The following is a 21,453-nucleotide window of genomic DNA, read 5'->3' as shown; positions in this document are numbered from 1 at the left end:
TTTTCCAGTGGAGTGAAAAAAAGAAAGAAGGAAGGAAGGGAAGGAAAAATCAGATCGCAAGAAAGTGATGCACCTCGGGCTTGCCCGGCCCGATGTGAAAGCGCAGCGCCTCGCCCTGCAGGTCGGCATCGGCCTTCGACACGCGATGGTGCTGGCGCAGATGCTCAGCCCACGATTCGACGAGGAACCACTCCATCACCCGCTCGGGGTCGGCCGTGTGCTCGTGCACGCCCCAGGCATAGGCGCCGTCGCGGCGGCGTTCCAGAGACAGGCGCTTCATCGCATCGAGAAACGCAGGGCGGTCTTCCTTGCGGATGCGGTACTCGACCTGGATCATCACCGGCCCGCGGTCGTTCGCCACCGGTTCGGCGAGCAGCGGCTCGGGCCAGTGGTTCGATGCCTGCAGGTCAGCCTCGCCGGCCGGCAGCCGCACCCGATGGAAGACCAGCCCGGCCACCACGAGCCCCACAGCCCCCGCCACCAGCGTGGCCGGCACGCCGATCTGCTGCGCCACCAGGCCCCAGCCCAGGCTGCCCGCAGCCATCGCGCCGTTGAACACCGTGAGGTACACGGCCAGCCCTCGCCCTCGCACCCAGTTCGGCAGGATCGACTGGGCCACGCCGTTGAGCGTGGTCAGCGCAACGATCCAGCCCAGGCCCAGCAGCAACAGCAGCAACACCGCCAGCCATTTCGGCGGCGCGAAGACCAGGCTGCCCATCACGGCCGCGGTGAGCAGCGCGGCCAGCAGCAGCATGCCGTCGGCGTCGAGCCGGGCGCGCAGGCGCGGCAGCACCAGCGCGCCGCCAATGGCGCCCGCGCCCACGGCGCCGAGCAGCACGCCATAGAAGCCGGCGCTGCCGCCGAGCATCTGCCGCGCCACCAACGGCAGCAGCGCCCATACCGAACTGGCGAACAGGAAGAACACCGCCGCGCGCAACAGCACCACGTGCAGCTCCTTGCTGGCGCGCGTGTAGCGCAGGCCGGCGCGGAAGGCGCCGAAGAAGTTTTCCGACAACCCGCTGTCGACCGGCGCGGGGCGCTTCCACCACAGCAGCGCCGCAATCACGAACACGTAGCTCAGCACGTCGACGCCATAGGTGGCGGCCGCGCCGAAGCTCGCAAGAATCAGCCCGCCCGCAGCCGGGCCGATGGAGCGCGCGATGTTGATGCCCAGCGAGTTCAGCGCCACCGCGCTCTTCAGATCGCTGCGCGGCACCAGCTCCGGCACGATCGATTGCCAGGTCGGCCCCATCAGCGCCGCGCCGATGCCGCCCACGAAAGTCAGCGCGATCAGGTATTCGACCGTCAGCGCGCCTGTGTGCGAAAGCACCAGCAGCGCACCGCTCACGGCCGCGAGCACCACCTGCACGAAGATCAGGAAGCGCCGCCGGTCGAGGATGTCCGACAGCACCCCCGCAGGAATCGCAAGCAGGAAGATCGGCAGCGTGGCCGCCGTCTGGATGAGCGCCACTGCCGTCGGGTTGGCCGACAGGTCCGTCACCAGCCACGAGCTGGCCACGTCGCGCATGAAGCTGCCGATGTTGCCGAGCACGGTGGCAGCCCAGAGCACCGCGAACACCGGCTGGCGCAGCGGCGCGAAGGCGCCGGGTTGCGGTGCCGGTGCGACCGCACTGTGCGAAGGTTCAGACATGGGCGCGCTCCTTCAGGTCATGCCAGGCGACGAGCAGAAAGCCGCCGACCAGCCCGAGATGTTCGAAGAAGGAGTTTGCCGCCATGAAGCGCTCCTGCCCGATCGGCATCTGCCAGAAGCGCAGCGCCACGAAAGTCGCCATCAGCGTGAAGCCCGCAAGCGCCAGCGCACCGAGCCAGCGCAGGCGACCGGCGAGGATCAGCGCCGAGGCCCCGAGCTCCAGCACGATGACCGCCACGGCCAGCGGGCCGGCGGGCGACAGGCCGAAGTGGTTCATCTCCGCGAGGGCCGAGTTGAAGTCCATCGCCTTGTTCAGCCCACCCTGAAGATAGGCGGCGCACAGCAGCAGCAAGGCGATCCAGCGAAGCGCGGGCGAAGTGGTCCAGCGCATCGTCATCACACCGCCCAGCAGGCGCAGCCGAGCGCGCCCCAGAAGCTCTTCAGGTCGGCAATGGGCAGCTTGCTGCTCCAGGCCGTGGCGTGCTGGTGGCCGTGCACGTTGCAGTTGTTGGCGCAGGCGCAGGCCGCGGCGGCATTGCGCAGAACCTTCTGCATCGGCGCGCCCTCGGCGGTGTCGGCCCAGCCGGCATAGCCGCCGAAGGTGCGCGCGGGCGACCAGTCGGGCATGGCCGGCGGTGGCGTGCCTTCGTCGTGCGCGGCGAAGGGGCCGGCACCGTAGACCACCTTGCCGCCCACCATCGTGAGCAGCGCCGTGGTGTCGGCAATCTCCGATTCGGCGCAGGCGAAGAAGTCGCGGTCGGGCACCACGAGGTCGGCGAGCTGGCCGGCCTGGATGCGGCCCTTCTTGCCTTCCTCGTTCGAAAACCATGTGACGTTCTCGGTCCACATGCGCAGCGCCTGTTCGCGGTCGATCAGGTTGCGCTGCGGCGTGATCTGCATGCCGCCCACCGTCTTGCCCGTGACCAGCCACGACAGCGACACCCACGGGTTGTACGAGGCCACGCGCGTCGCGTCGGTGCCGGCCGACACCTTCAGGCCCTTTTCGAGCATGCGCTTCACCGGCGGCGTCGCCTCGGCCGCGCCCGGGCCGTAGCGCTCGACGAAATACTCGCCCTGGTAGGCCATGCGGTGCTGCACCGCGATGCCGCCGCCCAGCGCCGCGATGCGGTCGATCGACTGGTCGGAGATGGTCTCGGCGTGGTCGAAAAACCAGTTCAGGCCGGCCAGCGGCGTGTCCTGGTTGACGCGCTCGAACACGTCGAGCGAGCGGCTGATGGTCTCGTCGTAGGTGGCGTGCATGCGCCAGGGCCAGCGGTTCTGCACCAGCACGCGGATCACTTCCTCCAGCTCGCCTTCCATCTCTGGCGCCATGTCGGGGCGCGGCTGGCGGAAGTCCTCGAAGTCGGCGGCGGAAAACACGAGCATTTCGCCGGCGCCGTTGTGGCGGAAGTAGTCGTCGCCCTGCTTGTATCTGGATGTCGCGGTCCAGTTCAGAAAGTCTTGCTTCTCCTGCTTGGGCTTCTGCGTGAACAGGTTGTAGGCCAGGCGGATCGTCAGCTGCCCGTCGTCGGCCAGCTTCTGGATCACGGCGTAGTCGTCGGGGTAGTTCTGATTGCCGCCGCCCGCGTCGATGGCACCGGTCACGCCCAGCCGGTTGAGCTCGCGCATGAAGTGGCGCGTGGAATTGAGTTGGTAGTCGAAGGGCAGCTTGGGCCCCTTGGCCAGCGTGGCGTAGAGGATGGCCGCGTTGGGCTTGGCCAGCAGCAGGCCCGTGGGGTTGCCAGCGCTGTCGCGCACGATCTCGCCGCCGGGCGGCGCGGGCGTGTCCTTCGTGTAGCCGACCGCGCGCAGAGCAGCGCCGTTGAGCAATGCGCGGTCGTACAGGTGCAGGATGAAGACCGGCGTGTCGGGCGCAACGGCGTTCAGTTCCTCGATGGTCGGCAGGCGCTTTTCCACGAACTGGTGTTCGGTGAAACCGCCCACCACGCGCACCCATTGCGGTGCCGGCGTGTTCGCAACCTGCCGCTTGAGCATGCCCATGGCATCGGCCAGGCTGCGCACGCCGTCCCAGCGCAGCTCCATGTTGAAGTTCAGGCCGCCGCGAATGATGTGCAGGTGGTTGTCGATCAGCCCCGGCAGCACGCGCTTGCCGTGCAGGTCGATCACGCGGGTGGCGCTGCCGGCCAGCGGCAGCACGTCTTCGGCGCGGCCGACGCGGGTGAAGCGGCCGTCCCTGATGGCCACGGCGTCGGCCACGGGGTTGGCGCGGTCCAGCGTGGTGAAACGGCCGTTGTGCAGGATCAGGTCTGGGGTTTCGGTGTTGGTGGTCATGTTGTCGGAGAAGGAGGCGACGGCAAGGCCGGGAGCTGCGAGGGTGGCGCCGAGCGCTCCGAGGAGGCGCCGGCGGCTGGGGTCTGCGGACGGCTTCATGCGTCGCGCCTGCCGGAAGACCGGGCTTCGGCGGTGTTCACCGCCGTCGGCTGCGCACACTTCGGCAGTTCGCCGAACACGTGCGGCTTGACCTGGTGGTGCAGCCACGAGGTGGCCACCGCATCGGGCTTGATCACGCTCTTGATGAGCGGCGGGATCTGCTCGCCGAGCAGGATCCCGAGAAGCCCCACCAGGGCGATGACCGGCGGCGCCGGCGAGCGCACCTGGAACAGTGCGTAGATCACGCCGACCAGCAGGCCGAGCGCGAGCGACAGGACATAGGGCTTCATGATTTCGTTCGCCTCGGCGTTGTCGATCAACCTTCGTGTGCGCCGAACATGGTCTTGGCGTAGGTCACGCCCAGGCCGTAGGCGCCGCCCACCTTCTTCGCGACGCCGGTGGTCAGCTCGTAGGTGTCGCCGCGGGCCCAGTCGCGCTGCAGCTCGAGCAGGTATTGCAGCGAGGTCATCGGCTGCGCGCCAGCCTGCACCATGCGTTCCATCGCGCGGTTGTGCGCTTCGGCCGACACGTCGCCGCAGGCGTCGGCAATCACATACACCTCGAAGCCCTGGTCGAGCGCCGACAGTGCCGGCCCCACGATGCACACGCTGGTCCACAGGCCCGCCAGCACGATGCGCGGCTTGCCGATCTGGTTCACGCGCTCGATCACGGCGGCGTCTTCCCAGGTGTTCATCGAGGTGCGGTCCAGCATCTTCTGGCCCGGGAAGGCGTCGGTGATCTCGCTGAACATCGGGCCCGAGAAGCTCTTCTCGGCCACCGTCGTGAGAATGGTCGACACGCCGAAGCCGGCGGCCGCCTGCGCCACCAGCGCGGCGTTGTTGCGCAGGTTCACGGCGTCGATCGAGTGCGTGGCAAAAGCCATCTGCGACTGGAAGTCGATCATGACCAGCGTGTGGTCGGTGGGGGTGAGCAGCTTGGCGCCGGCGGTGGGGGTGGCCTTGATGGACATGTGAAGCTCCTTGCGGTTGAGTGGATATTCGATTGAATTCACAATTGCTTTCGGAGGGAATCTCCTTGGCATGGACTGAATCATCGGGTCCGCATCAACTGTCATCGACGAAACTTTTCACAGGCAATGATCGAAGTTTTCGATCATTCCTTTTTCACCCCTTTCTCACCCCTTTTTTCTTCTTCAAGGAACCGCAGCGTGCTCAAACTCAGCCTGGAAGCCATCGAGGTCGTCGACGCCATCGCCCGCCACGGCTCCTTCGCCGCCGCCGCCACTCGCCTGAACAAGGTGCCCTCCACCATCTCGTACGCCGTGGGCAAGCTGGAGGAGCAACTGGGCATGCTGCTGTTCGAGCGCAACGGCCCGCGCGTGACCCTCACCGCCGCCGGCGAAGAAATGCTCAAGGAGGGCCGCTGGCTGCTCAGCGCCGCGAGCGACCTCGAATCGCGCATGCGGCTGATAGCCACCGGCTACGAGTCGGAGCTGCGCCTCGTGCACGACTCGCTGATTCCCACGCAGGCGCTCATCGACGACATCCGTGCCTTCGAAGACCTGCGCTGCGGCACGCGGCTGCGCATCGGCTGCGAGGCGCTCACCGGCAGCTGGGAGGCGCTGCGCGAGGGCCGCGCCGACATCGTCATCGCCGCGGGCGAAGGCCCCGCCGGCGGCGGCTACCAGGCGGTGACCGTAGGCAGCCTCGACTTCGCCTTCTGCGTCGCGCCTTCGCACCCGCTCACGCGGCTCGGCCGGCCGCTGCAGCGCGGCGACCTGCTGGAGTGCAACGCCATCGTGGTGGGCGACAGCGCGCGCACGCTGTCGGAGCGCACCGTCGGCCTGCTGGCCGGCCAGCCGCGCATCACCGTGCCGTCGATGCCCGCGAAGATCGCCTGCCAGGTGGCCGGCCTGGGCCACGGCTTTTTGCCGCGCGCCTGCATCGTGGGCGAGCTGAAGCGCGGCACGCTGGTCGAACTGCCCACCGAGGAACCGCGCCCGCCCGAGGCGTTCTGGCTGGCCTGGAAGACCGGCGCGCAAGGACAGGCGTTGCGCTGGTGGCGCGAACGGATGAACCGCACGCTGGTGCCGGCGCTGCTGCCGCGCTCGGCCTTCTGAGCCGCCGCGGCAGCGCCTTGCGGACCTACCCGGCCGTGCCCGGATAGTCGGACACGAAACCGCCGCCTGTCGGATATCTCGTGAAGAACCACATGGAAGCCTCGTCATCCAGACGGATGCAGAACAGCTTCTCGTCGCGCTCAGTCAACCTCAGCCCGTAGGCGTAGATCCGTTCCTCGACCTCATCGAGCAGCGAAAGCGCGCCTTCATCGACGAGGCTGTTGTACTCATCGATGAGCGCGACCAACTCCTGCGGGAACCGGTTCTCAAGAATCCGGGCGGAGAAACAGTACGGGATGTCTTCGTCAGCCCTGTAGTCGATGACGGCGACGACCTCTCCGTGCTTCGACAGGATGCGGTCGATCATCGAGCCGGCCTTTGCAGGAGCGCTCAGCCGGCCGCGCGCAACTTGTCCAGCGCCCGGTCGAGGAACGCCAGCCGGTCCTGCCCCCAGAAGCGCTCGCCGTTCAGGATGAAAGTCGGCGCCCCGAACACGCCCGCCTCCACCGCCTCCGCGCTGTAGACCCGGTAAGCCGCCAGCGTCTCGGCCGCCTGCTCCAATGCCTGCAGCGAAGCGCCGTCGTAGCCGGTCTCATCGGCCACCGCGATGCGCACTTCGGCCTGCGAGGTGTCGCGCTCCTCGGCCCACAGCGCGCGCAGCAGCGCATGCGACAGCGGCTGTGCGTCGAGCCCCTGCAGCTGCGCGGCGATCACCATCCAGCCCGGGTACTTGTTCCAGTTCGGGTCGCTCGGCGCGCCCTTGGGGTAATGCGCGGGCGCCAGGTTCATGGGCATGCCGAGGTAGTCGCTCCAGCGGGCGAGCTCCAGCGCGTGGTAGGTGCGGCGCGGCTCGGGCCGGGTCTTGAGCGGAATGCCGCCTGTCTGCGGCACCACGGCCTGGAAGTCGTACGGTTTGAGCGTGAGCCGCACGTGGTGGCGGCGCACGATGTCTTGCAGTTGCGGGCCGCCGAGGTAGGCCCAGGGGGAGGAGAGGCTGTAGTAGCAGTCGAGCGCGATCATGTTTCGATTATCTTCAGCGCATGCCCGACGCCACCGCGCTCCCCACCCTTCTCCCCTTGGGGTTTGCGCAGGCCATGCCGGCGCGATGAAGTTCCCCGCTTTTCTCTTCTCGCTTTTTCTCTCCAGGCTGGCCGACCAGATCCTGTTGTTCCTGGTGCCGCTCGTGGTGTTCCAGGTGACGCAGGACGTGGCTTGGTCGGGCTATGCCTTCGCGGCCGAGACGCTGCCGCGCTTTCTCTCGTTTCCCGTTTGCGGCGCGCTGTGCGACCGGGTGTCGCCGCTGAAGCTGCTGCGCGGCAGCCAGATCTTTCGCGCGCTGGCCTGCATGCTCGGCGTGCTGGCCAACGAAGCCATGGGCGGCATCTGGTGGCTCGTGGGGCTGTCGGCCGTGTGCGGCGTGCTCACCACGCAGGGAATGATGGCCCGCGAGGTGATGCTCCCGCAGATCGCCAGCGGAACCCGCGGCCTGGGCTTCGACAAGGTGCTGGCCTATGCGCAGACCGCCGACCAGACCGGCATGGTGCTCGGCCCCCTGCTGGCGGCTGCGCTGATTGCCGTGTGGCCGTGGCAGGCGGCAGTGTGCGCTGCGGCGGCGCTGTTCCTGCTGGCCGACGTAGCCACTGCCTGGTGGCGGCGCGGCAACCCCGTCGAGCTGCACGAGCCGCAGGGCGAGCCGGGGCAGCATCTGCTGAAACCCATCGCCACCGCACTCGGCCATCTGCTGCGCCTGCCGGGCCTGCTGCGGCTGACCATGCTGACAGCAGGCGTGAACCTGATGCTGGGCACCACGCTGGCCTCTTCCGCCGCGATGGTCACGGGGCTGCACCAGCGCTCCGCCACCTACTACGCCGGGCTGCAGACACTGGGGGCCGTGGCCACCATCGTGATCCTGCTGGCGATCATCCGGGGATCGATCGCGCTGAAGCACATGGGCATCACCGCCTACCTGCTGATACTGGCCGGCGGCCTGCTCACGGCCGCAAGCACCAGCCACTGGGGCTATGCGGCCGGCTTCCTGCTGGTGATCGGGTTCGACAAGATGTTCAGCATCTACATCCGCATCCACCGGCAGCGGATCATTCCTGCGAAGGACTACGGCAAGACCACCGGCGTGATCGTGCTGCTGAACAACCTGACGCAGCCGCTTGCGGGGTTGATCGTCGGTGCGTTTGCCGATGCGACGCAGACGCGTGGGGTGATCTTTTCGGTGTGCCTGCTGGTGGGGGCCATCGGCATCGTTGCCGCCGTTGTGGCCAGTAGGAGCGCCGCTGCTGCTGCAGAGCCTTGATGGCAGCGGTGGTCAAATCCAACCGCCATGCTCAACCTGAACCGTTTCGATCTCATCTCCCTGCGCCTTTTCGTCGCAGTCGTCGATGCAGGGAGCCTGACGGCGGGCGCGGATCGATTCGGCGTTTCGCTCCCGGCGGTGAGCAAGCGCATCACCGACCTCGAACGGCATTGCGGCGTCGCCCTGCTTCAGCGGGGGCAGCGCGGCGTGACCGCAACGCCGGAGGGACAGACCCTGCACCGGCACGCCATCGAGGTAATCGCGCGGCTGGAGCAACTCGTGCAGGCCGTCGACGATCTTCAATCGGGTGCCACCGGCCACCTGCGGTTGTGCGCCAATCCTTCAGCCTTCGGAGGCTTCCTGCCGAGCGTGCTGGCAGCGTATGCCCGCCGCTATCCCCATGTCGTGATCGACATGGAAGACGCATTGAGCGAGGACGGTATCCGCGCCGTGCTTAAAGGCACGGCGGAGCTTGCCGTCATCGGCGACAACGTTCCGCGTGAAGGCCTGGAGACCATCGTCTGCAATATCGACCAGCTGGTCCTGCTCGTGCCGGCAGGCCATGCGCTGGAGGGCCGGCAGAACGCCTCCATCGAGGACGTGTTCGACCACGACCTCGTCACGCTGGCACGAAGCGCGTCGCTCACGCGCAAGGTAATGGCGGCGGCAGACGCGGTACAGCGCACGCCCCGCATCCGGGTGCAGGTACGCAGCTTCGATTCGATGTGCCGCATGGTCGCATCGGGGCTGGGTCTGGCGATCCTGCCGCGCGCGGCCGCCGCCCTCTATGCCCAGGCCCTCGGCCTCGTGCAGGTTGGCCTCGAAGGCATCGAGATGGAGCGCGTGCTGCTGCTGGCCATGCGCAGCCGCTCGGAACTGTCCGTACCGGCAGCCGCCCTCGTGGAGATGATCGAAGGCACGGCCGCGTTCAGCGAAGCACAGCGCTCTCGGACGCCTGCCGGATGAGCCGGTCACGATCGGCAGGCAGAAGAAAGCCCTCGGCAAACGCCTTGCCGGCTGCGGCGCGAACCGCAGCCTCGTAGCCCTCGTGGCTGCCGTAGCGCTCCTCGAGCGACAGGCGCGGGTCGCCGCGGGCGATGCGCTCGGCACGCGTTCGCGCGAACGGCACATAACCGCCCACGTAGTTGCACACCTGCCCCTGATGAAAACCCCCGGCGGTGATGTTGAAGCCCAGGTAGGTGCCCAGCGGAGCCATCACGAGCACGGTGGACACGCCCCCGATCTCGTTGCCGTCGGCATCGGCCTTCGGCACCTTCATCGGGATGACCTTCCTGATGACCGGCGGCACGTTGGTAGGCACGCCAGAAGCTTCCGCGTGATCGAATTGCGGGCCCCAGTCGTAGTCGAACACCGGAAACGCAAAGTTCTCCCGCTGGAAGATCGAGTCCGGAACGCCGGGCACGGCGCCCGGAAAGCCCATTGCCGCCTTGTTCGCGTCAACCAGCGTCTTGCCCGCCAGCGTGGGCCATCGGCTCGGCGGCGGCGGTGTGCCCTTCAACACCCAGTCGCGCATGGCCATGCGCAGCACGTTGGTGATCTCCGTGTGCGGCACCGGGTTCGCCGCCAGCGTGCCGCGGCCAAAGCTGTTGCCGGGGCAGATGGGACTGGCGGCAGTCTCCGGCGGCATGTGCGCGAAGCCACCAGATCCGCCGCCGTGGCTGCTGCTCGGCACGTAGTAGCGGCGAACGTTGCGGGGCAACGGAATGTCCGCGTCGCCGGCCGTGCCGATCCATTCCGGCGTCAGCTTCAGCGCGTACACCTCGGCCGACCCGAAATGCTCGATCACCTTCGGGCAGGTGCTGTTCTTGTCGCAACGCGAGAAGATGCTGCCGGTGGGCTGCTTGCGCACCGGGTCTGGCCAGTCCGCCCACCACTGCGGGCCTTCGCTGCCCTGCTGGTAAAGCTCCAGCACCCCGTCCGGCTGGGCCCAGCGCGAGTTCGCGGCCACCCGGCGGCCCGCGATGATCGGCCAGGCTCCGTCATAGACCATGCGGTTGCGTTCGTCCTGGTTCAGGCCCATGAAGATGAACTGCCGCACCATGTTTCCGGACTGCGACACACCCCGCACGGCCATGCCCTTGACGAAGCCTGCAACCGGATTGCGCGTGCCGGAGTCGTCGGCGGCTTCGTAGCGGAAGAAGGTGCCGACGTCGCGGAATGCCGCCATCCCCACGCCCAGGACGTAGGCGTTCTGTGCCGGATACACCACCTGGTACAGCAGCTTGGGATCGAAGCCGTTGCGCAAGCAGATATGCACCGGCAGGTTGCCAGGTGCGTTGGCGGGGTTGTTGTCGATCGGCGTACCGGGAAACGGGTTGCCGGCGTCGCATTTCGCGAATGCCCAGTCGCCCGGGGCGATGTCAGGCCCCTCGGTGACAACGCCGTCGACAGTCTCCTTCGTGTGCGTCTTCAGCGTCGCCTTGGTCGTGTCCAGCGTGGCCGGGAGATATGGCACAGGGTTCGTCTGCACCATCAGCGGCTTGGAGTCCGGGCCGCTCTGATTGACGATTCGCGCGAGCACATTGCCTGAGACGGCCACGCCACCCACCTTCGCGATGGGCGCCGCCACCCAATGATTGGTACCCGAGGCGCGGTTGACAGGAACGCCCGTGTTGCCGGCGTTGTCCGCCTGCCAGCCGCTGCGCAGGCCAATGTCGCCCAGTTCGCGCTCTTCGACGACGATGGTTCCGGCGCCGCCGCGATTGGGTACGTCATGCCAGAGAAAGCCGCTGGCGCGGTTCATGTCGACCGGCTTCACCAGATTGAACGAGGTTTCGTAGCGCACCTTGCCATCGGCATCTGCCCCCAGCTTGATGTCGGTAACGATGCTGTTGTGCGGATCGTTCGGGTCGAGCTCGCCGAAGGCGCGACCGCGGATCTGCTCGTACGGAATCGACTGCCCCGTGAGCGCCGAGACATCGTCGATCACGATGCGGGTGACACGAGCCTCGGCCGGTGCGGCAGCCACGATCGCCGCCACGGCCGCCGCGAGCCAATGCAGGCGTAACCGGCGCCCGCTCAGGTTTCTGGGGTGCATGCTGTCTCCTGTTTTTATGCTGCTCCGAACGTGTCGGCGCCTTGCATCCTCACGATTCGGAGGCGCGCCGACAATTCGCGTCTTGTTTAGCCGGTCTTAACCGATGGTTAAGGACAGGCGCAGCGAGCGCTGCTACATCACCTTGACCGCACGCCCGATGAACTGGATCGGCCCCGTCGGCCGGTCGATAGGCGAGCCGTTCTCAGGCTCCAGCGTGAGTTCGAACAGCTGGTTCGGCTCCAGCGGCGGCAGCTTGTCGATGGGAATGCGCAGCGTCTGCCCCTGCTTGACCAGCCCCAGCGACACCGGTCCGCGCCACTGATCGGCCTTGGTCCAGAACTGAAGCGCTTTCTGCGGCGGCACCTCGAACGTGCCCAGCGGCACCAGGCTCAGCTGGCGCGACGAGGTGGTCTGAATCACCCAGCCCGGCGACTTGTCCTGCGGGGCGACCAGCACCACCATGTACTGCGGCTGAGGCAACGGGCGAGTGACGAGCACCGCAACCATCAGTGCGGCGGCAGCGAACCCGCCAGCGGCCAGGCCACGCCAGAGCTGAAGGTTGTTCCACCAGCTTGAGAACGCCGACGGACGCGCGGGCTTCGGCTTCGCTACGTTGCCAAGGCTCTGCTCGATGCGCGCCCACAGCGCAGGCGACGGGTCCGCTGGCGGCGCAAGCGCGGTCAGTGGCAACAGCCGTGCCTCCCAACCCTGCACGGCTTCGCGCAAGGCCGGCTCGCTATGAATGCGCGCTTCGACCGCCGCACGCGCGCCAGCCGACAGCGTGCCCAGCACGTACTCGCCCGCCAGTGCGTCGATGTCGTCATCGGCCGGGTTGTTGCTGCCGCTCATGCCATGCACTCCCGCAGCGCGCGCATGCCGCGCTGGATCCAGGCCTTCACCGTGCCCAACGGCGTTTGCAGCCGCTCGGCAATCTCGCCATGCGAGCAGCCTTCGACATACGCATAGAGGATGCAATCGCGCCGCGCCGGCTCCAGCCCTTTCAGGCAGTTGTCGAGCCTGCCCAGATCGGCGCGCAATTCGAATGGATCGCCAGCCGAGGCGTATGCCGCCAGCGCGGCCTGGTCGTCGATGGCTTCGGCGGCGTCTTCGCTCACGTCCACCTGGCGTGCGCCGCTGCGCACCATATTCAGCGCCGCATTGCGCACCACGCTGTAGACCCACCCGCGGCCTTCGCCGCGCGCCGGATCGAAACTCTCCGCGCGCTGCCAGATGCTGATGAAGGCATCGTGCAACACGTCTTCGGCCTGCTGGCGCTGGCGCACGATGCGCAGCGCCACGCCCATCAGGTAGCGGCTCTCGCGCTCGTACAGCTGCTGCAAAGCCTGGCGATCGCCGCGTGCGCAAGCCATGAGAGCGGCGTCGTAGTCGAAGGGCGCGGCGGTGGGCGGCGGGTTTTGCACCGGCCGATGGTAGTGGAGCCGAGGGCTCCACCGCTGAATCACCCGCCGATCAGGACGCCTTCCAGAAGATGTAGTCGGCCTGGTACTGCACGACCTGCTTCTGGCCCTTGGTGGCCGGAGTGCACGGCGCCGCAGCCGGAGCCACACCGCCCTGCAGCGCTACGCGCTGGATATAGGTAACGCCAGTCATCGCGCCCGAGCCCACGGCCGGATTGGCCTTCACGAGCTGGAACGGCAGGCTGGTCGGCCCCGAGGGCGCGACGGCCAGTTGCGTAGCCGTGAGCTTGGAGCCGTCGTTCGACTCCCAGGTGGCCGGCGGGCCGTAGTACTTGCCGACCTGCTTGCCGCCGCGGTCCCACAGCTTGGCATCAGGGCCGACGAACACCCATTCGGTCTGGCCGGGGGTGTTGGCCTTGTCGCGGCATTCGTAGGTGATGTCGCCTTTGCCGACGGTTTCCATGGCGACCTTGTTGCCGGCCGGCACCTGGATGGTCGGCGGCAGGCTGGACTGGTTGAAGGTGGGGCCTGAAGACATCGAGCCGCAGGCGGCGAGTAAGGCGGCAGCGGCGGAGACGGTGCCGAGAACGGCGAGCGAGCGGGTGGGACGGGAGGTGTGCATGGAAATACTCCTGGGTTGTAGATGGGCAGCAGCAGCTCCTCGCTGCTGAAGGGTCTACACGCCAGGAGTGGGTTTGGATGCAGGGGGAGCGAAAGATTTTTTGGACGAGCAACGAGCTCTGAATCGAATGTGGGTCGCACCGTGAAATACGAACGGCCGTTTAACGATAGACACACGCTCTGCTACGTCGACGGGAAGACCGACACCATGACCTGGCCCAACTGGCGCATGTGGATGGCCGCGGCCGGCGTCGATAACAACTTCGACGACAGCCGGTGCGTGGGCTTTGCCGATTCGAGCTACGTGGTGCAGGCCGTGGTCGAAGGCGGCGCAGTGGGGCTGGCCGACCTGGACATGATTGCGGGCGACCTGGCGCAGGGGCGGCTGGTGCGGCTGTTCGACGTCGGCGTGCGCATTGCGGCGCCGTATGCGTATCACTTGGTGTATCCGCAGGGGAGCGAAGAGGATGCGCGAGTTGTGGCGTTTCGGGATTGGCTGCTGGGGGAAGCAGGCGCACCGACCGCCTGATTGACCGCCCGCGCCCCACGGCGCCGCATCAGAGCTCGTTGCAATAGCTGCTGACAGGCGCCCCAGCCAGCTCAGCCGCCATCGTGTCCCAAGCACCGGACGACACCACGCCCGCGATATGCGCCTCATGCTTGCTCCGTGACTCCCACGACTCGACCAGCGTGAACACGCAGTCGTTGTCGGCGCGCCCGAACAGCTGCACGCCACGGCATCCATCCGCCGATGGCAGCGACTGCTTGACCCGCTGCATGAGTTTGGCGAACGCGGATGCGCGCTCGGGCTTGGCTTCGAAAGTGATGATGACGTTGATCGGGTTCATGGAAATTTCTTTGTCGTTTGCTTGAAGAAAAAAGCAGACGGCAGGTTAGCCAGCGCCCTCCTCCGCGCCAAGGCGCGAAGCTGCGAAGAAATTGACCATGGCTGCGAAAGACGCAGCCGCCCCCACGTCGGTGAGTCAGTCAGTCAATCAGCCCGACTGAACGCGCCGCACGTACTCCGCAGGCGTTGCCTCGAAGCGCCTGCGAAACGCGCGATTGAAATGCGCCGCGCTCTCGAAGCCCACCTTCGCGGCCGCATCGCCGGGCCGCAGCCCCGCGCCCAGCATCAGCATGCGCGCCTCTTCCAGGCGCAGGTCGCGAATGCAGCGCATCGGCGTGACCCCGGCCACCTCGCGAAAACTGTGCGCGAAGTGCGAAGGGCTCATGTGCACGTGGCTGGCAATCTCGGCCACCGACAGTGGCCGGCCCAGATGGCGGCGCATGAAGGCGATGGCCGTCTGTATGCGTGCGCCGGCCTTGGTAACGGCGCCCGCGCTGCGAATGGCGGCCGCGGCCTCGGAGCGCAGCAGCCGCAGCACGATTTCTTCAACCGCCAGCGGCGCGAGCGTGCGGCGGTCCACCGGGTCGTCGGCCGCCAGCAGCAGGCGGGTAAAGGCCTCGACCACCTCCGGCCCCACCGCAGCCGTGAAGTTCTCGGTCACACGGGCAGGCTCGGCCAACGTGCCGCTTTCCGCCAGCGCGACAAAAGACTTGACCAGCATGTCGGGCGGCAGGTCGAGATGAATAGCGAGGTACGGATGCTCGGCGCTCGCCCCGACGACCGTGCCGAGGCACGCGACCTCGGCCCCGAGCACCATGCACTGCGTGGCGCCGTAGTCGAGCGAACGACGGTCGCCACGGTGCGCGGTCTTGCGGCCCTGCAAGACCACCACCACGCCCGGCGTGAGGCGCTGGGTTTTCTCGTAACGCACCGGGCGCGAGAACCGGTAGCAGCGCAGCCCCGGATACAGCGCATCGGTACGGCCGTCCGCAGGGGTTCGCGCCGCGACCATGTCGCGTAGACGGGCCCAGGCGGCGGTGGGAATGGCCTCGGGCTTGTTGTCGGCGACGGGCGCAGCTGGCATCGGTTTTGTTGTGGGGGAAGAAAAACGAAGTGCGCAGCGTAGTCGGTCGGCGCGTGCCCGTTGCCAAGGGCGCGCAGCTGGTGCTATTGGGTGCTGCCGATGTTCTGTCGCAGCGCTTCGCGCACTGCGCTGGTGGCGCCATTGACGGTATCGATGCGGACCAGCAGCGCGTCGTTGAGCACGCCCAGCAAGGCGCTCAATTCAGTGCGGCTGGGGGTGAGCACTTCGCTGTCGTTCAGGGCGCTGGTGTCGACGAGCTTCTTGAGTGCGCTGTAGGCGCGCATCACGTCGTTGAGATTGTCGGCGTCGTCGCAGGCTTGTAGGGCGAGGTCGTCGAGATCAATTGACGCGGGGTTGAGAGAAGCGGAAGGAACGCGAGATTGCGCGCGGGTGCGAGCAGATTCAGCCATGAAATGGGCTCCAGGATTCGCAGGGGCCTCATCAGGCTTCCAAACCCGGCCGCACCACCTAGCGCGACGCTCAGCAGTATATCTACTGGTTATGAGATACCTTCGAAATCAACAGACGCGCGCAACACCCTGACCAACCGTCTGAACTCTGCATCGTCGCTGCTGCTTTTCCATCGATTTATAAATCGACAAACGATTTGAAGATTTCCTGCAGCATAGTGGCCGTCGCTGTCGATGCGGTCCAGCGAGCATTGCAGTTCTGGATCATCAATTTGGCCTGGATACTGAAATCGCAGCCCCGAAATTGCGCATAGACCTTCTTGGTCATTCAGGAGGTTACGCAGGTATACCCGCATCTCCTCATCTGAATCAAAGCCAAACTCTTTATTCTTCACCTTGGCAAGTACTTCTTGGCCATTGGCACGTGAGGCGGTATCTCGAGCTTGTGAAGCCATCAGCGCAATGGCAGCCTCGACAGGACTCAATACTGTGCCCCTAGAAACGCTACGCCGTGCTTCAAAAACCCGCCAATCTGTTGTCCCGTGCCAAGGCGAAAGATCCGTTCCCTGCAGCGGAGCCAATGAATAGTCGGCATAGCCGTGATCGTGGCCAACTTGCTGCAATGTTCCCTCGGTAAAAAGAAAAGTTTGGGCTTTAGGGTGAAGGGTTTTCCAACTCAAACGCCTGCCTGTTAAATCTTTGTTCGACCATGGAGTAGTTTGCTTACGCCGCACAATTGAATTGGGCGCACTGGGCAGCGCCTTGTATGGTGGACGAACATCTTCTGTGATCGGTTGCGATCCTGAGATGGCCCACCAAAAATCATCCTTCTCGCGATGAATCCAGATGTCCCCAGAGGATTCCGACAGCGTCGTGTGGACGTTAAACCAGCGACTCGCTAATGCACGGTTGGGTTTGAGGCCTCGAACTGTCAATTTGGTACGAAGGCAGTGTTCTATATATCCCCGCCGATTACCCGTCATCCAATAATCCCGTAAATCTTCATCATCAAGAGTTGCAATGCACGGAGTGCTCAAACATTCAGGCCAGAGATAATTTTCTTTGCCAAAGTTCGCGATAAAAACACGGGCGTTGAACGGTAATTCTCCAGGCATGGCGGTGTGCACTCAACTTCGGTATTTACTTAGGCGGTTGTACGCTTTGATGTTCCAAGAACGTCTGCTTTCGGTATGCATGCTTTGCGGCTATTGCCGTCGCACATTGCTACGCGAAGGCGATTATTGTCACCACTAGGAATGCTGCCAACACGGAAGACCATCAGTAGCCAGTCGGACTAGCCCTTGACTCAGATGCAAATATCTTCTGCCCCGACCCCCATTTATCCGCAAAGGTAACCGCAAGACACTCCTCTACATCCAAGAAGGAGTGCTCTCATGCCAATCGCCTTGCTCGCGCTGACCCTCAGCGCATTCGCCATCGGGACGACCGAGTTCGTCATCGTTGGCCTCATCCCCACTGTGGCCGCCGACCTCGGCATCGGCCTTCCCTCGGCCGGCCTGCTGGTCAGCCTCTATGCACTGGGCGTCGCCATCGGCGCGCCGGTGCTCACGGCCCTCACGGGCAAGCTGCCGCGCAAGGCGCTGCTGCTCGGGCTGATGGCGCTGTTCACGGTCGGCAATCTGCTGGCGTGGAAGGCGCCGAGCTATGAATCGTTGATTGCCGCCCGCGTGCTCACGGGGCTGGCGCACGGGGTGTTCTTCTCCATTGGCTCGACGATTGCCACCGGCCTGGTGCCGAAGGAAAAGGCGGCGAGCGCCATCGCGATCATGTTCACGGGCCTCACGGTGGCGCTGGTCACGGGCGTGCCGCTGGGCACGTTCATCGGGCAGCACTTCGGCTGGCGCGAAGCTTTCCTGGCCGTGTCGGCGCTGGGCGTTGTCGCCTTCATCGGCAGCTGGATCTTCGTGCCCAGCAACATCCGCCACACGCCGCCGGCCTCGCTGGCGCAGCAAGCCAAGGTGCTGGCCGAGCCGCGCCTGTTGCTGGTGTATGCGAAGACGGCCATCGGCTACGGCGGCTCGTTCATTCCGTTCACGTTTCTCGCGCCGATCCTCACCGACGTGTCTGGCTTCAGCGCCGGCGCTGTGGGCTGGGTGATGCTGGTGTACGGCATCTCGGTGGCGGTGGGCAACATCTGGGGCGGCAAGCTGGCCGACCGCATGGGCCCGATTCCGGCGCTGAAGATCATCTTCGCGCTGCTGGCCGCGGTGCTGCTGGTGTTCAACTTCGCGGCGCCGCACAAGTGGCTGGCCCTGCTGGCGGTGCTGATGTGGGGCGCGGTGGCTTTCGGCAACGTGCCGGGGCTGCAGGTGTATGTGGTGAAGCAGGCCGAACGCTTCACGCCGCAGGCGGTAGACGTGGCCTCGGGCCTGAACATCGCGGCTTTCAACCTGGGCATTGCCGGCGCGGCCTGGGCCGGTGGGCTGATCGTGACGCACCTTGGGCTGATGCACACGCCGTGGATTGGCGCGCTGGTGGTGCTGGTGTCGCTGGCCCTCACGCAGTGGAGCGGCACGCTCGACCGCCGTGCCGGCATTCCGGTTCGCGCTTCGGGACCGGTGCCGGTTGGTCACTGAACCTCCCCTCTTTTTTTCAACACACAAGGACAACACACATCATGAACACAAACAACACCATTCCCGCCTTCGGCCTCGGCACCTTTCGCCTGAAGGGCCAGGTGGTCATCGACTCAGTGAAGAACGGCCTCGACGTGGGCTACCGCACCATCGACACGGCGCAGATCTACGGCAACGAAGCCGAGGTGGGCCAGGCCATTGCCGAAAGCGGCGTGGCCCGCAGCAGCCTCTTCATCACCACCAAGATCTGGACCGACAACTATGCCAAAGACAAGCTGGTGCCCAGCCTGAAAGAAAGCCTCGCCAAGCTGCGCACAGACCATGTCAACCTCACGCTCATCCACTGGCCCTCGCCCGGCAACGCCGTGCCGGTGGCCGAGTTCATGGGCGCGCTGGCCGAGGCCAAGGCACAGGGGCTCACGAAGCACATTGGCGTGTCTAACTTCAACATCGCGCTGATGAAGGAAGCCATTGCGGCCGTGGGCGCGGAGCAGATCGCCACCAATCAGATCGAGCTGCACCCCTATCTGCAGAACCGCAAGGTGGCTGAGTTCGCGAAGAGCCAGGGCATTCACATCACTTCTTACATGACGCTGGCTTACGGCAAGGTGCTGGGTGACCCGGTCGTCGAGGCGATTGCCAAGGCGCACGGTGCGACCACGGCGCAGGTGGTGCTGGCGTGGGCGATGCAGCTTGGTTATGCGGTGATTCCGTCGTCCACCAAGCGTGCGAACCTTGAAGGCAATCTGAAGGCTCTGCAGTTGAAGCTGACGGACGCCGAGATGGCGCAGATTGCGGCGCTCGACCGCAATGAGCGCCTTACGGATCCAGCCGGTCTGTCGCCGGCTTGGGACTGATCGGCCGCCGGCTTCTTACCTCCTACCAATACACAGGCTTGAACCCCCAGGCCTGCGCCTCGAACCCGGTGAAGCTGATGGGGTTGGCCACGGCGCTCGCTCCAGAGGTGTCGCTGGTGAGCCCGATGACCACCGGCGCCTGCGAATTGCTCGCCCCGAATTTGCTCTGGATGTACCAGTAGCCCGGCACCTCGGTTGACAGCAGGCTCCAGAGCTGCGTGTCGGAGTCGCCCTGCGCCTTGGGCTGCATCACCACCGGCCCCGAGCCGGTGGTGGCATGGGGTTGCAGGGTCATGACGTACTCGGAGCCCATCAGCGTCTGCAGGTACCACCAACCCGGCGCCAGCGGCCCCGCGGGGACGAACAGCCACTGCTGGTTGACGGTCTCGGGCTGGTTGACGGTGAACCCGATGACCTGGGTGTCCTTTGCGGCGCTGTTCCCGTACACGTCCAGCACATAGTGGTTGCCGGGCAGGTATTGGATGTAGTACGGCCCGAGGTTCAGCTCGCCCGTGGAAGTGCCGGGTGCTTTTGCTGCACCCTTTGTTGCGGTAGTCGACATCGTCGTTTCTCCTTTCCAGGAATGCGTTTGCTTGCTTGCTTGTGGATGCCGCTCAGGTCCGCACGGGGCCGAGCACATGGTCGACCCAGTACTTCTCGAGCAGGACTTCCGCATGCGCGGTGTCCGCATGCTTGCCCTTGTCTTGCAGCAGGTCGATGGCCTGCTGGTAGGTCGTGTTCTCCGGAATGAAGAATGGCAGCGTCGGGTTAATGTTCGTGTAGCGGTCGCCCAGCAGCATCTTCGCGATCATCGGCATGAGTTCTGTCGATGTGCCGTTGAGGCACATGTCGAGCATCGGCGAAGGCTTCGCCTGGTTCATGAGGAACGGCGGCGTGTTGTTGAACGGGTTGGCAACGCCGTTCATCCACTGGTCGGCGCCCCACTTGTGGGTGTCGCTGGCAACCCAGTCAGGCATGTAGCCGGTGCCGAAGGTGATGGCCGTGATGTCCTCGAGCTTGTGCCCCGCATTCACGGCCAGCGCGATCGCCGCGACTGTCGGGTCGTGGTTGAAGAAGGCGCCGTCGACGTTGCCGTCGTAAGAGCCCAGCTGCCCGGGCATCGCGCCGCTTGAGGTGGCAGCCTTCGCGATGGTCACGTCGCCGAGGCCGGGTTCCATGTTCGTGTACATCAACGGCTTCCAAGGTATGGGCGTCTGCAGGGAGTTCTTCACCTCGAGCCCGCCGACGTTGAAGGACACGAACAGCACCTTCTTCCCTTCGACAGCCGATACCTTCTTGTCGCCGTGCAGCGCGAACTGCGAGCCGTAGGCGTCCATGATGTCGTACGCGGGCTCCTTCGGATTCGTGTTCATGTTGTCGTAGAACTCGATCTCGCCTCTGCCCGTGCGCTCGGTGAAGAAGGTGATGAGCTGCGGCGGCGTCTTTCCCGCAAGCAGCTCGCTCGTGATGATCGAGCCCGTCGAGCACCCGGCGATGAGGTCGGTGTTGTCGAGGATGTGCGGGAACTTCGTGTACAGCTCGTTCAGGATCGTGACCGACATCAGCCCTCGTATGCCGCCGCCAACGAACGAGAGGATGGTGAATTTCGTGTTTTCCGCCATTGCCAACTCCTTTCAAGAGAAATGACTTCCATGAAATAAATTCCCGGCCGGGGAAGCGGAGTCTGGGCGCTGGTTGTGTTTGTCGCTACGAGTGAAATCCCGTTCAATCCATCAGCGTAATTCCGAAGGCCGCGCAACGATTCGGAACGCACCACAGTGGGACAGAAGTTGCGCGAAGGTACTCGTCTTCATGCAGCTGAGTTGCGAAATTCGTCGAGCGCGTACCTAAGTTCGCGCTCCTCTTCGAGGGTCAGCGCAAGTACCAGTTCGCGAAAGCTGGATTGGTAGCAGGGCAGCATCAGCGCTGCGGTGAGTGCATGGGCGTTACTCGCGCTACTGCTGCTGTTGTTTGCGATGTGTGCGTGGCACGCGGCGATGCTTCGATAGATGGCGAGCGCCTGTGCAACCAGTGCGCAGGGTTGCGTTGTCGCGGTGTTCCTGATGCTGCTCATGCCGACTCCTCATCGCGCGCTTCGTATCGCGCCGTGAGGCAACTCTATTCACGCTGG

The 21,453-nt window shown here is 65.4% G+C and carries 24 protein-coding genes; 6 read left to right on the top strand and 18 right to left on the bottom strand.

Going from position 1 to position 21,453, the window contains the following annotated elements:
- Positions 1-49 precede the first annotated feature (49 nt).
- The 5 genes from BMW87_RS21740 to BMW87_RS21720 form a co-directional block, all read right to left on the bottom strand.
- Entirely contained in the window at positions 50-1,651 is a 1,602-nt protein-coding gene (locus BMW87_RS21740; protein ID WP_093078593.1) for an MFS transporter, read from the bottom strand.
- Positions 1,644-2,042 (bottom strand): DoxX family protein, encoded by a 399-nt coding sequence (locus tag BMW87_RS21735; protein ID WP_093078697.1) that lies wholly within the window; start codon positions 2,040-2,042, stop codon positions 1,644-1,646. The genes BMW87_RS21740 and BMW87_RS21735 overlap by 8 nt, the downstream gene beginning before the upstream one ends.
- Before the next feature lie 5 nt (positions 2,043-2,047).
- Positions 2,048-3,943, bottom strand: coding sequence for an amidohydrolase (locus BMW87_RS21730; RefSeq protein WP_218149765.1), 1,896 nt, complete (start codon positions 3,941-3,943; stop codon positions 2,048-2,050).
- Positions 3,944-4,038: 95 nt separating this feature from the next.
- On the bottom strand, positions 4,039-4,332 hold the full coding sequence (locus BMW87_RS21725; protein ID WP_093056394.1) for a DUF1427 family protein: 294 nt from the start codon (positions 4,330-4,332) through the stop codon (positions 4,039-4,041).
- Between the two features lie 26 nt (positions 4,333-4,358).
- Positions 4,359-5,012: a hydrolase gene (locus BMW87_RS21720; RefSeq protein WP_093078590.1), complete on the bottom strand. Its 654-nt coding sequence runs from the start codon at positions 5,010-5,012 to the stop codon at positions 4,359-4,361.
- A 198-nt stretch (positions 5,013-5,210) separates the two neighbouring features.
- Between BMW87_RS21720 and BMW87_RS21715 the strand changes: the two genes are divergently transcribed.
- Positions 5,211-6,122 carry a LysR family transcriptional regulator gene (locus tag BMW87_RS21715; protein WP_093078589.1) on the top strand — a complete coding sequence of 304 codons (912 nt, stop codon included), beginning with the start codon at positions 5,211-5,213 and terminating at the stop codon, positions 6,120-6,122.
- 25 nt (positions 6,123-6,147) lie between these two features.
- On the opposite strand, the gene BMW87_RS21710 is transcribed toward BMW87_RS21715, so the two are convergent.
- Both BMW87_RS21710 and BMW87_RS21705 read right to left on the bottom strand, forming a co-directional pair.
- Positions 6,148-6,489, bottom strand: coding sequence for a hypothetical protein (locus tag BMW87_RS21710; protein ID WP_093078587.1), 342 nt, complete (start codon positions 6,487-6,489; stop codon positions 6,148-6,150).
- A 23-nt stretch (positions 6,490-6,512) separates the two neighbouring features.
- Entirely contained in the window at positions 6,513-7,142 is a 630-nt protein-coding gene (locus BMW87_RS21705) for a 2-hydroxychromene-2-carboxylate isomerase (RefSeq protein ID WP_093056311.1), read from the bottom strand.
- A gap of 85 nt (positions 7,143-7,227) precedes the next feature.
- On the opposite strand from BMW87_RS21705, the gene BMW87_RS21700 reads away from it, so the two are divergent.
- Together BMW87_RS21700 and BMW87_RS21695 are read left to right on the top strand one after the other, a co-directional pair.
- On the top strand, positions 7,228-8,430 hold the full coding sequence (locus tag BMW87_RS21700) for an MFS transporter (RefSeq protein ID WP_093078586.1): 1,203 nt from the start codon (positions 7,228-7,230) through the stop codon (positions 8,428-8,430).
- Between the two features lie 27 nt (positions 8,431-8,457).
- Positions 8,458-9,396: a LysR family transcriptional regulator gene (locus tag BMW87_RS21695; protein ID WP_093078584.1), complete on the top strand. Its 939-nt coding sequence runs from the start codon at positions 8,458-8,460 to the stop codon at positions 9,394-9,396.
- On the opposite strand, the gene BMW87_RS21690 is transcribed toward BMW87_RS21695, so the two are convergent.
- From BMW87_RS21690 to BMW87_RS21675, 4 genes are all read right to left on the bottom strand, one after another.
- A complete protein-coding gene (locus BMW87_RS21690) occupies positions 9,359-11,488 on the bottom strand; it encodes an alpha/beta hydrolase domain-containing protein (protein ID WP_093078582.1) in 2,130 nt (709 codons plus the stop codon). The two genes, BMW87_RS21695 and BMW87_RS21690, sit on opposite strands and share 38 nt — an antisense overlap.
- Positions 11,489-11,620: 132 nt before the next feature.
- Positions 11,621-12,337: an anti-sigma factor gene (locus BMW87_RS21685; RefSeq protein ID WP_093078581.1), complete on the bottom strand. Its 717-nt coding sequence runs from the start codon at positions 12,335-12,337 to the stop codon at positions 11,621-11,623.
- Positions 12,334-12,858 carry a sigma-70 family RNA polymerase sigma factor gene (locus BMW87_RS21680; RefSeq protein ID WP_371258843.1) on the bottom strand — a complete coding sequence of 175 codons (525 nt, stop codon included), beginning with the start codon at positions 12,856-12,858 and terminating at the stop codon, positions 12,334-12,336. The genes BMW87_RS21685 and BMW87_RS21680 overlap by 4 nt, the downstream gene beginning before the upstream one ends.
- A 100-nt stretch (positions 12,859-12,958) precedes the next feature.
- Positions 12,959-13,528, bottom strand: coding sequence for a DUF3455 domain-containing protein (locus tag BMW87_RS21675; RefSeq protein WP_177192824.1), 570 nt, complete (start codon positions 13,526-13,528; stop codon positions 12,959-12,961).
- A 207-nt stretch (positions 13,529-13,735) separates the two neighbouring features.
- On the opposite strand from BMW87_RS21675, the gene BMW87_RS21670 reads away from it, so the two are divergent.
- On the top strand, positions 13,736-14,056 hold the full coding sequence (locus tag BMW87_RS21670; RefSeq protein WP_371258837.1) for a LysR substrate-binding domain-containing protein: 321 nt from the start codon (positions 13,736-13,738) through the stop codon (positions 14,054-14,056).
- 28 nt (positions 14,057-14,084) lie between these two features.
- On the opposite strand, the gene BMW87_RS21665 is transcribed toward BMW87_RS21670, so the two are convergent.
- From BMW87_RS21665 to BMW87_RS21650, 4 genes are all read right to left on the bottom strand, one after another.
- Positions 14,085-14,375: a putative quinol monooxygenase gene (locus tag BMW87_RS21665; RefSeq protein WP_093078576.1), complete on the bottom strand. Its 291-nt coding sequence runs from the start codon at positions 14,373-14,375 to the stop codon at positions 14,085-14,087.
- Between the two features lie 147 nt (positions 14,376-14,522).
- A complete protein-coding gene (locus BMW87_RS21660; RefSeq protein ID WP_093078575.1) occupies positions 14,523-15,458 on the bottom strand; it encodes an AraC family transcriptional regulator in 936 nt (311 codons plus the stop codon).
- Between the two features lie 83 nt (positions 15,459-15,541).
- Positions 15,542-15,868, bottom strand: coding sequence for a hypothetical protein (locus BMW87_RS21655; protein WP_093078573.1), 327 nt, complete (start codon positions 15,866-15,868; stop codon positions 15,542-15,544).
- 89 nt (positions 15,869-15,957) lie between these two features.
- On the bottom strand, positions 15,958-16,995 hold the full coding sequence (locus BMW87_RS21650) for a hypothetical protein (RefSeq protein ID WP_218149762.1): 1,038 nt from the start codon (positions 16,993-16,995) through the stop codon (positions 15,958-15,960).
- A gap of 267 nt (positions 16,996-17,262) precedes the next feature.
- On the opposite strand from BMW87_RS21650, the gene BMW87_RS21645 reads away from it, so the two are divergent.
- Positions 17,263-18,465, top strand: a complete 1,203-nt coding sequence (locus tag BMW87_RS21645; RefSeq protein WP_093078570.1) for an MFS transporter — start codon at positions 17,263-17,265, stop codon at positions 18,463-18,465.
- A gap of 41 nt (positions 18,466-18,506) precedes the next feature.
- Positions 18,507-19,322: a 2,5-didehydrogluconate reductase DkgB gene (gene dkgB / locus BMW87_RS21640; RefSeq protein WP_093078569.1), complete on the top strand. Its 816-nt coding sequence runs from the start codon at positions 18,507-18,509 to the stop codon at positions 19,320-19,322.
- A 22-nt stretch (positions 19,323-19,344) separates the two neighbouring features.
- On the opposite strand, the gene BMW87_RS21635 is transcribed toward dkgB, so the two are convergent.
- The 3 genes from BMW87_RS21635 to BMW87_RS21625 form a co-directional block, all read right to left on the bottom strand.
- Entirely contained in the window at positions 19,345-19,884 is a 540-nt protein-coding gene (locus BMW87_RS21635) for a hypothetical protein (RefSeq protein ID WP_093078567.1), read from the bottom strand.
- A gap of 52 nt (positions 19,885-19,936) precedes the next feature.
- Positions 19,937-20,944 carry a patatin-like phospholipase family protein gene (locus BMW87_RS21630; protein WP_093078566.1) on the bottom strand — a complete coding sequence of 336 codons (1,008 nt, stop codon included), beginning with the start codon at positions 20,942-20,944 and terminating at the stop codon, positions 19,937-19,939.
- A gap of 188 nt (positions 20,945-21,132) precedes the next feature.
- Entirely contained in the window at positions 21,133-21,396 is a 264-nt protein-coding gene (locus BMW87_RS21625) for a hypothetical protein (RefSeq protein ID WP_093078564.1), read from the bottom strand.
- Positions 21,397-21,453 lie beyond the last annotated feature (57 nt).

The sequence above is a fragment of the Variovorax sp. OV084 genome (genome assembly GCF_900111625.1).
Classification (GTDB): domain Bacteria; phylum Pseudomonadota; class Gammaproteobacteria; order Burkholderiales; family Burkholderiaceae_C; genus Variovorax.
Note: the sequence above shows the minus strand (reverse complement) of the source record. Positions and strands in the feature narration are given on the sequence as shown.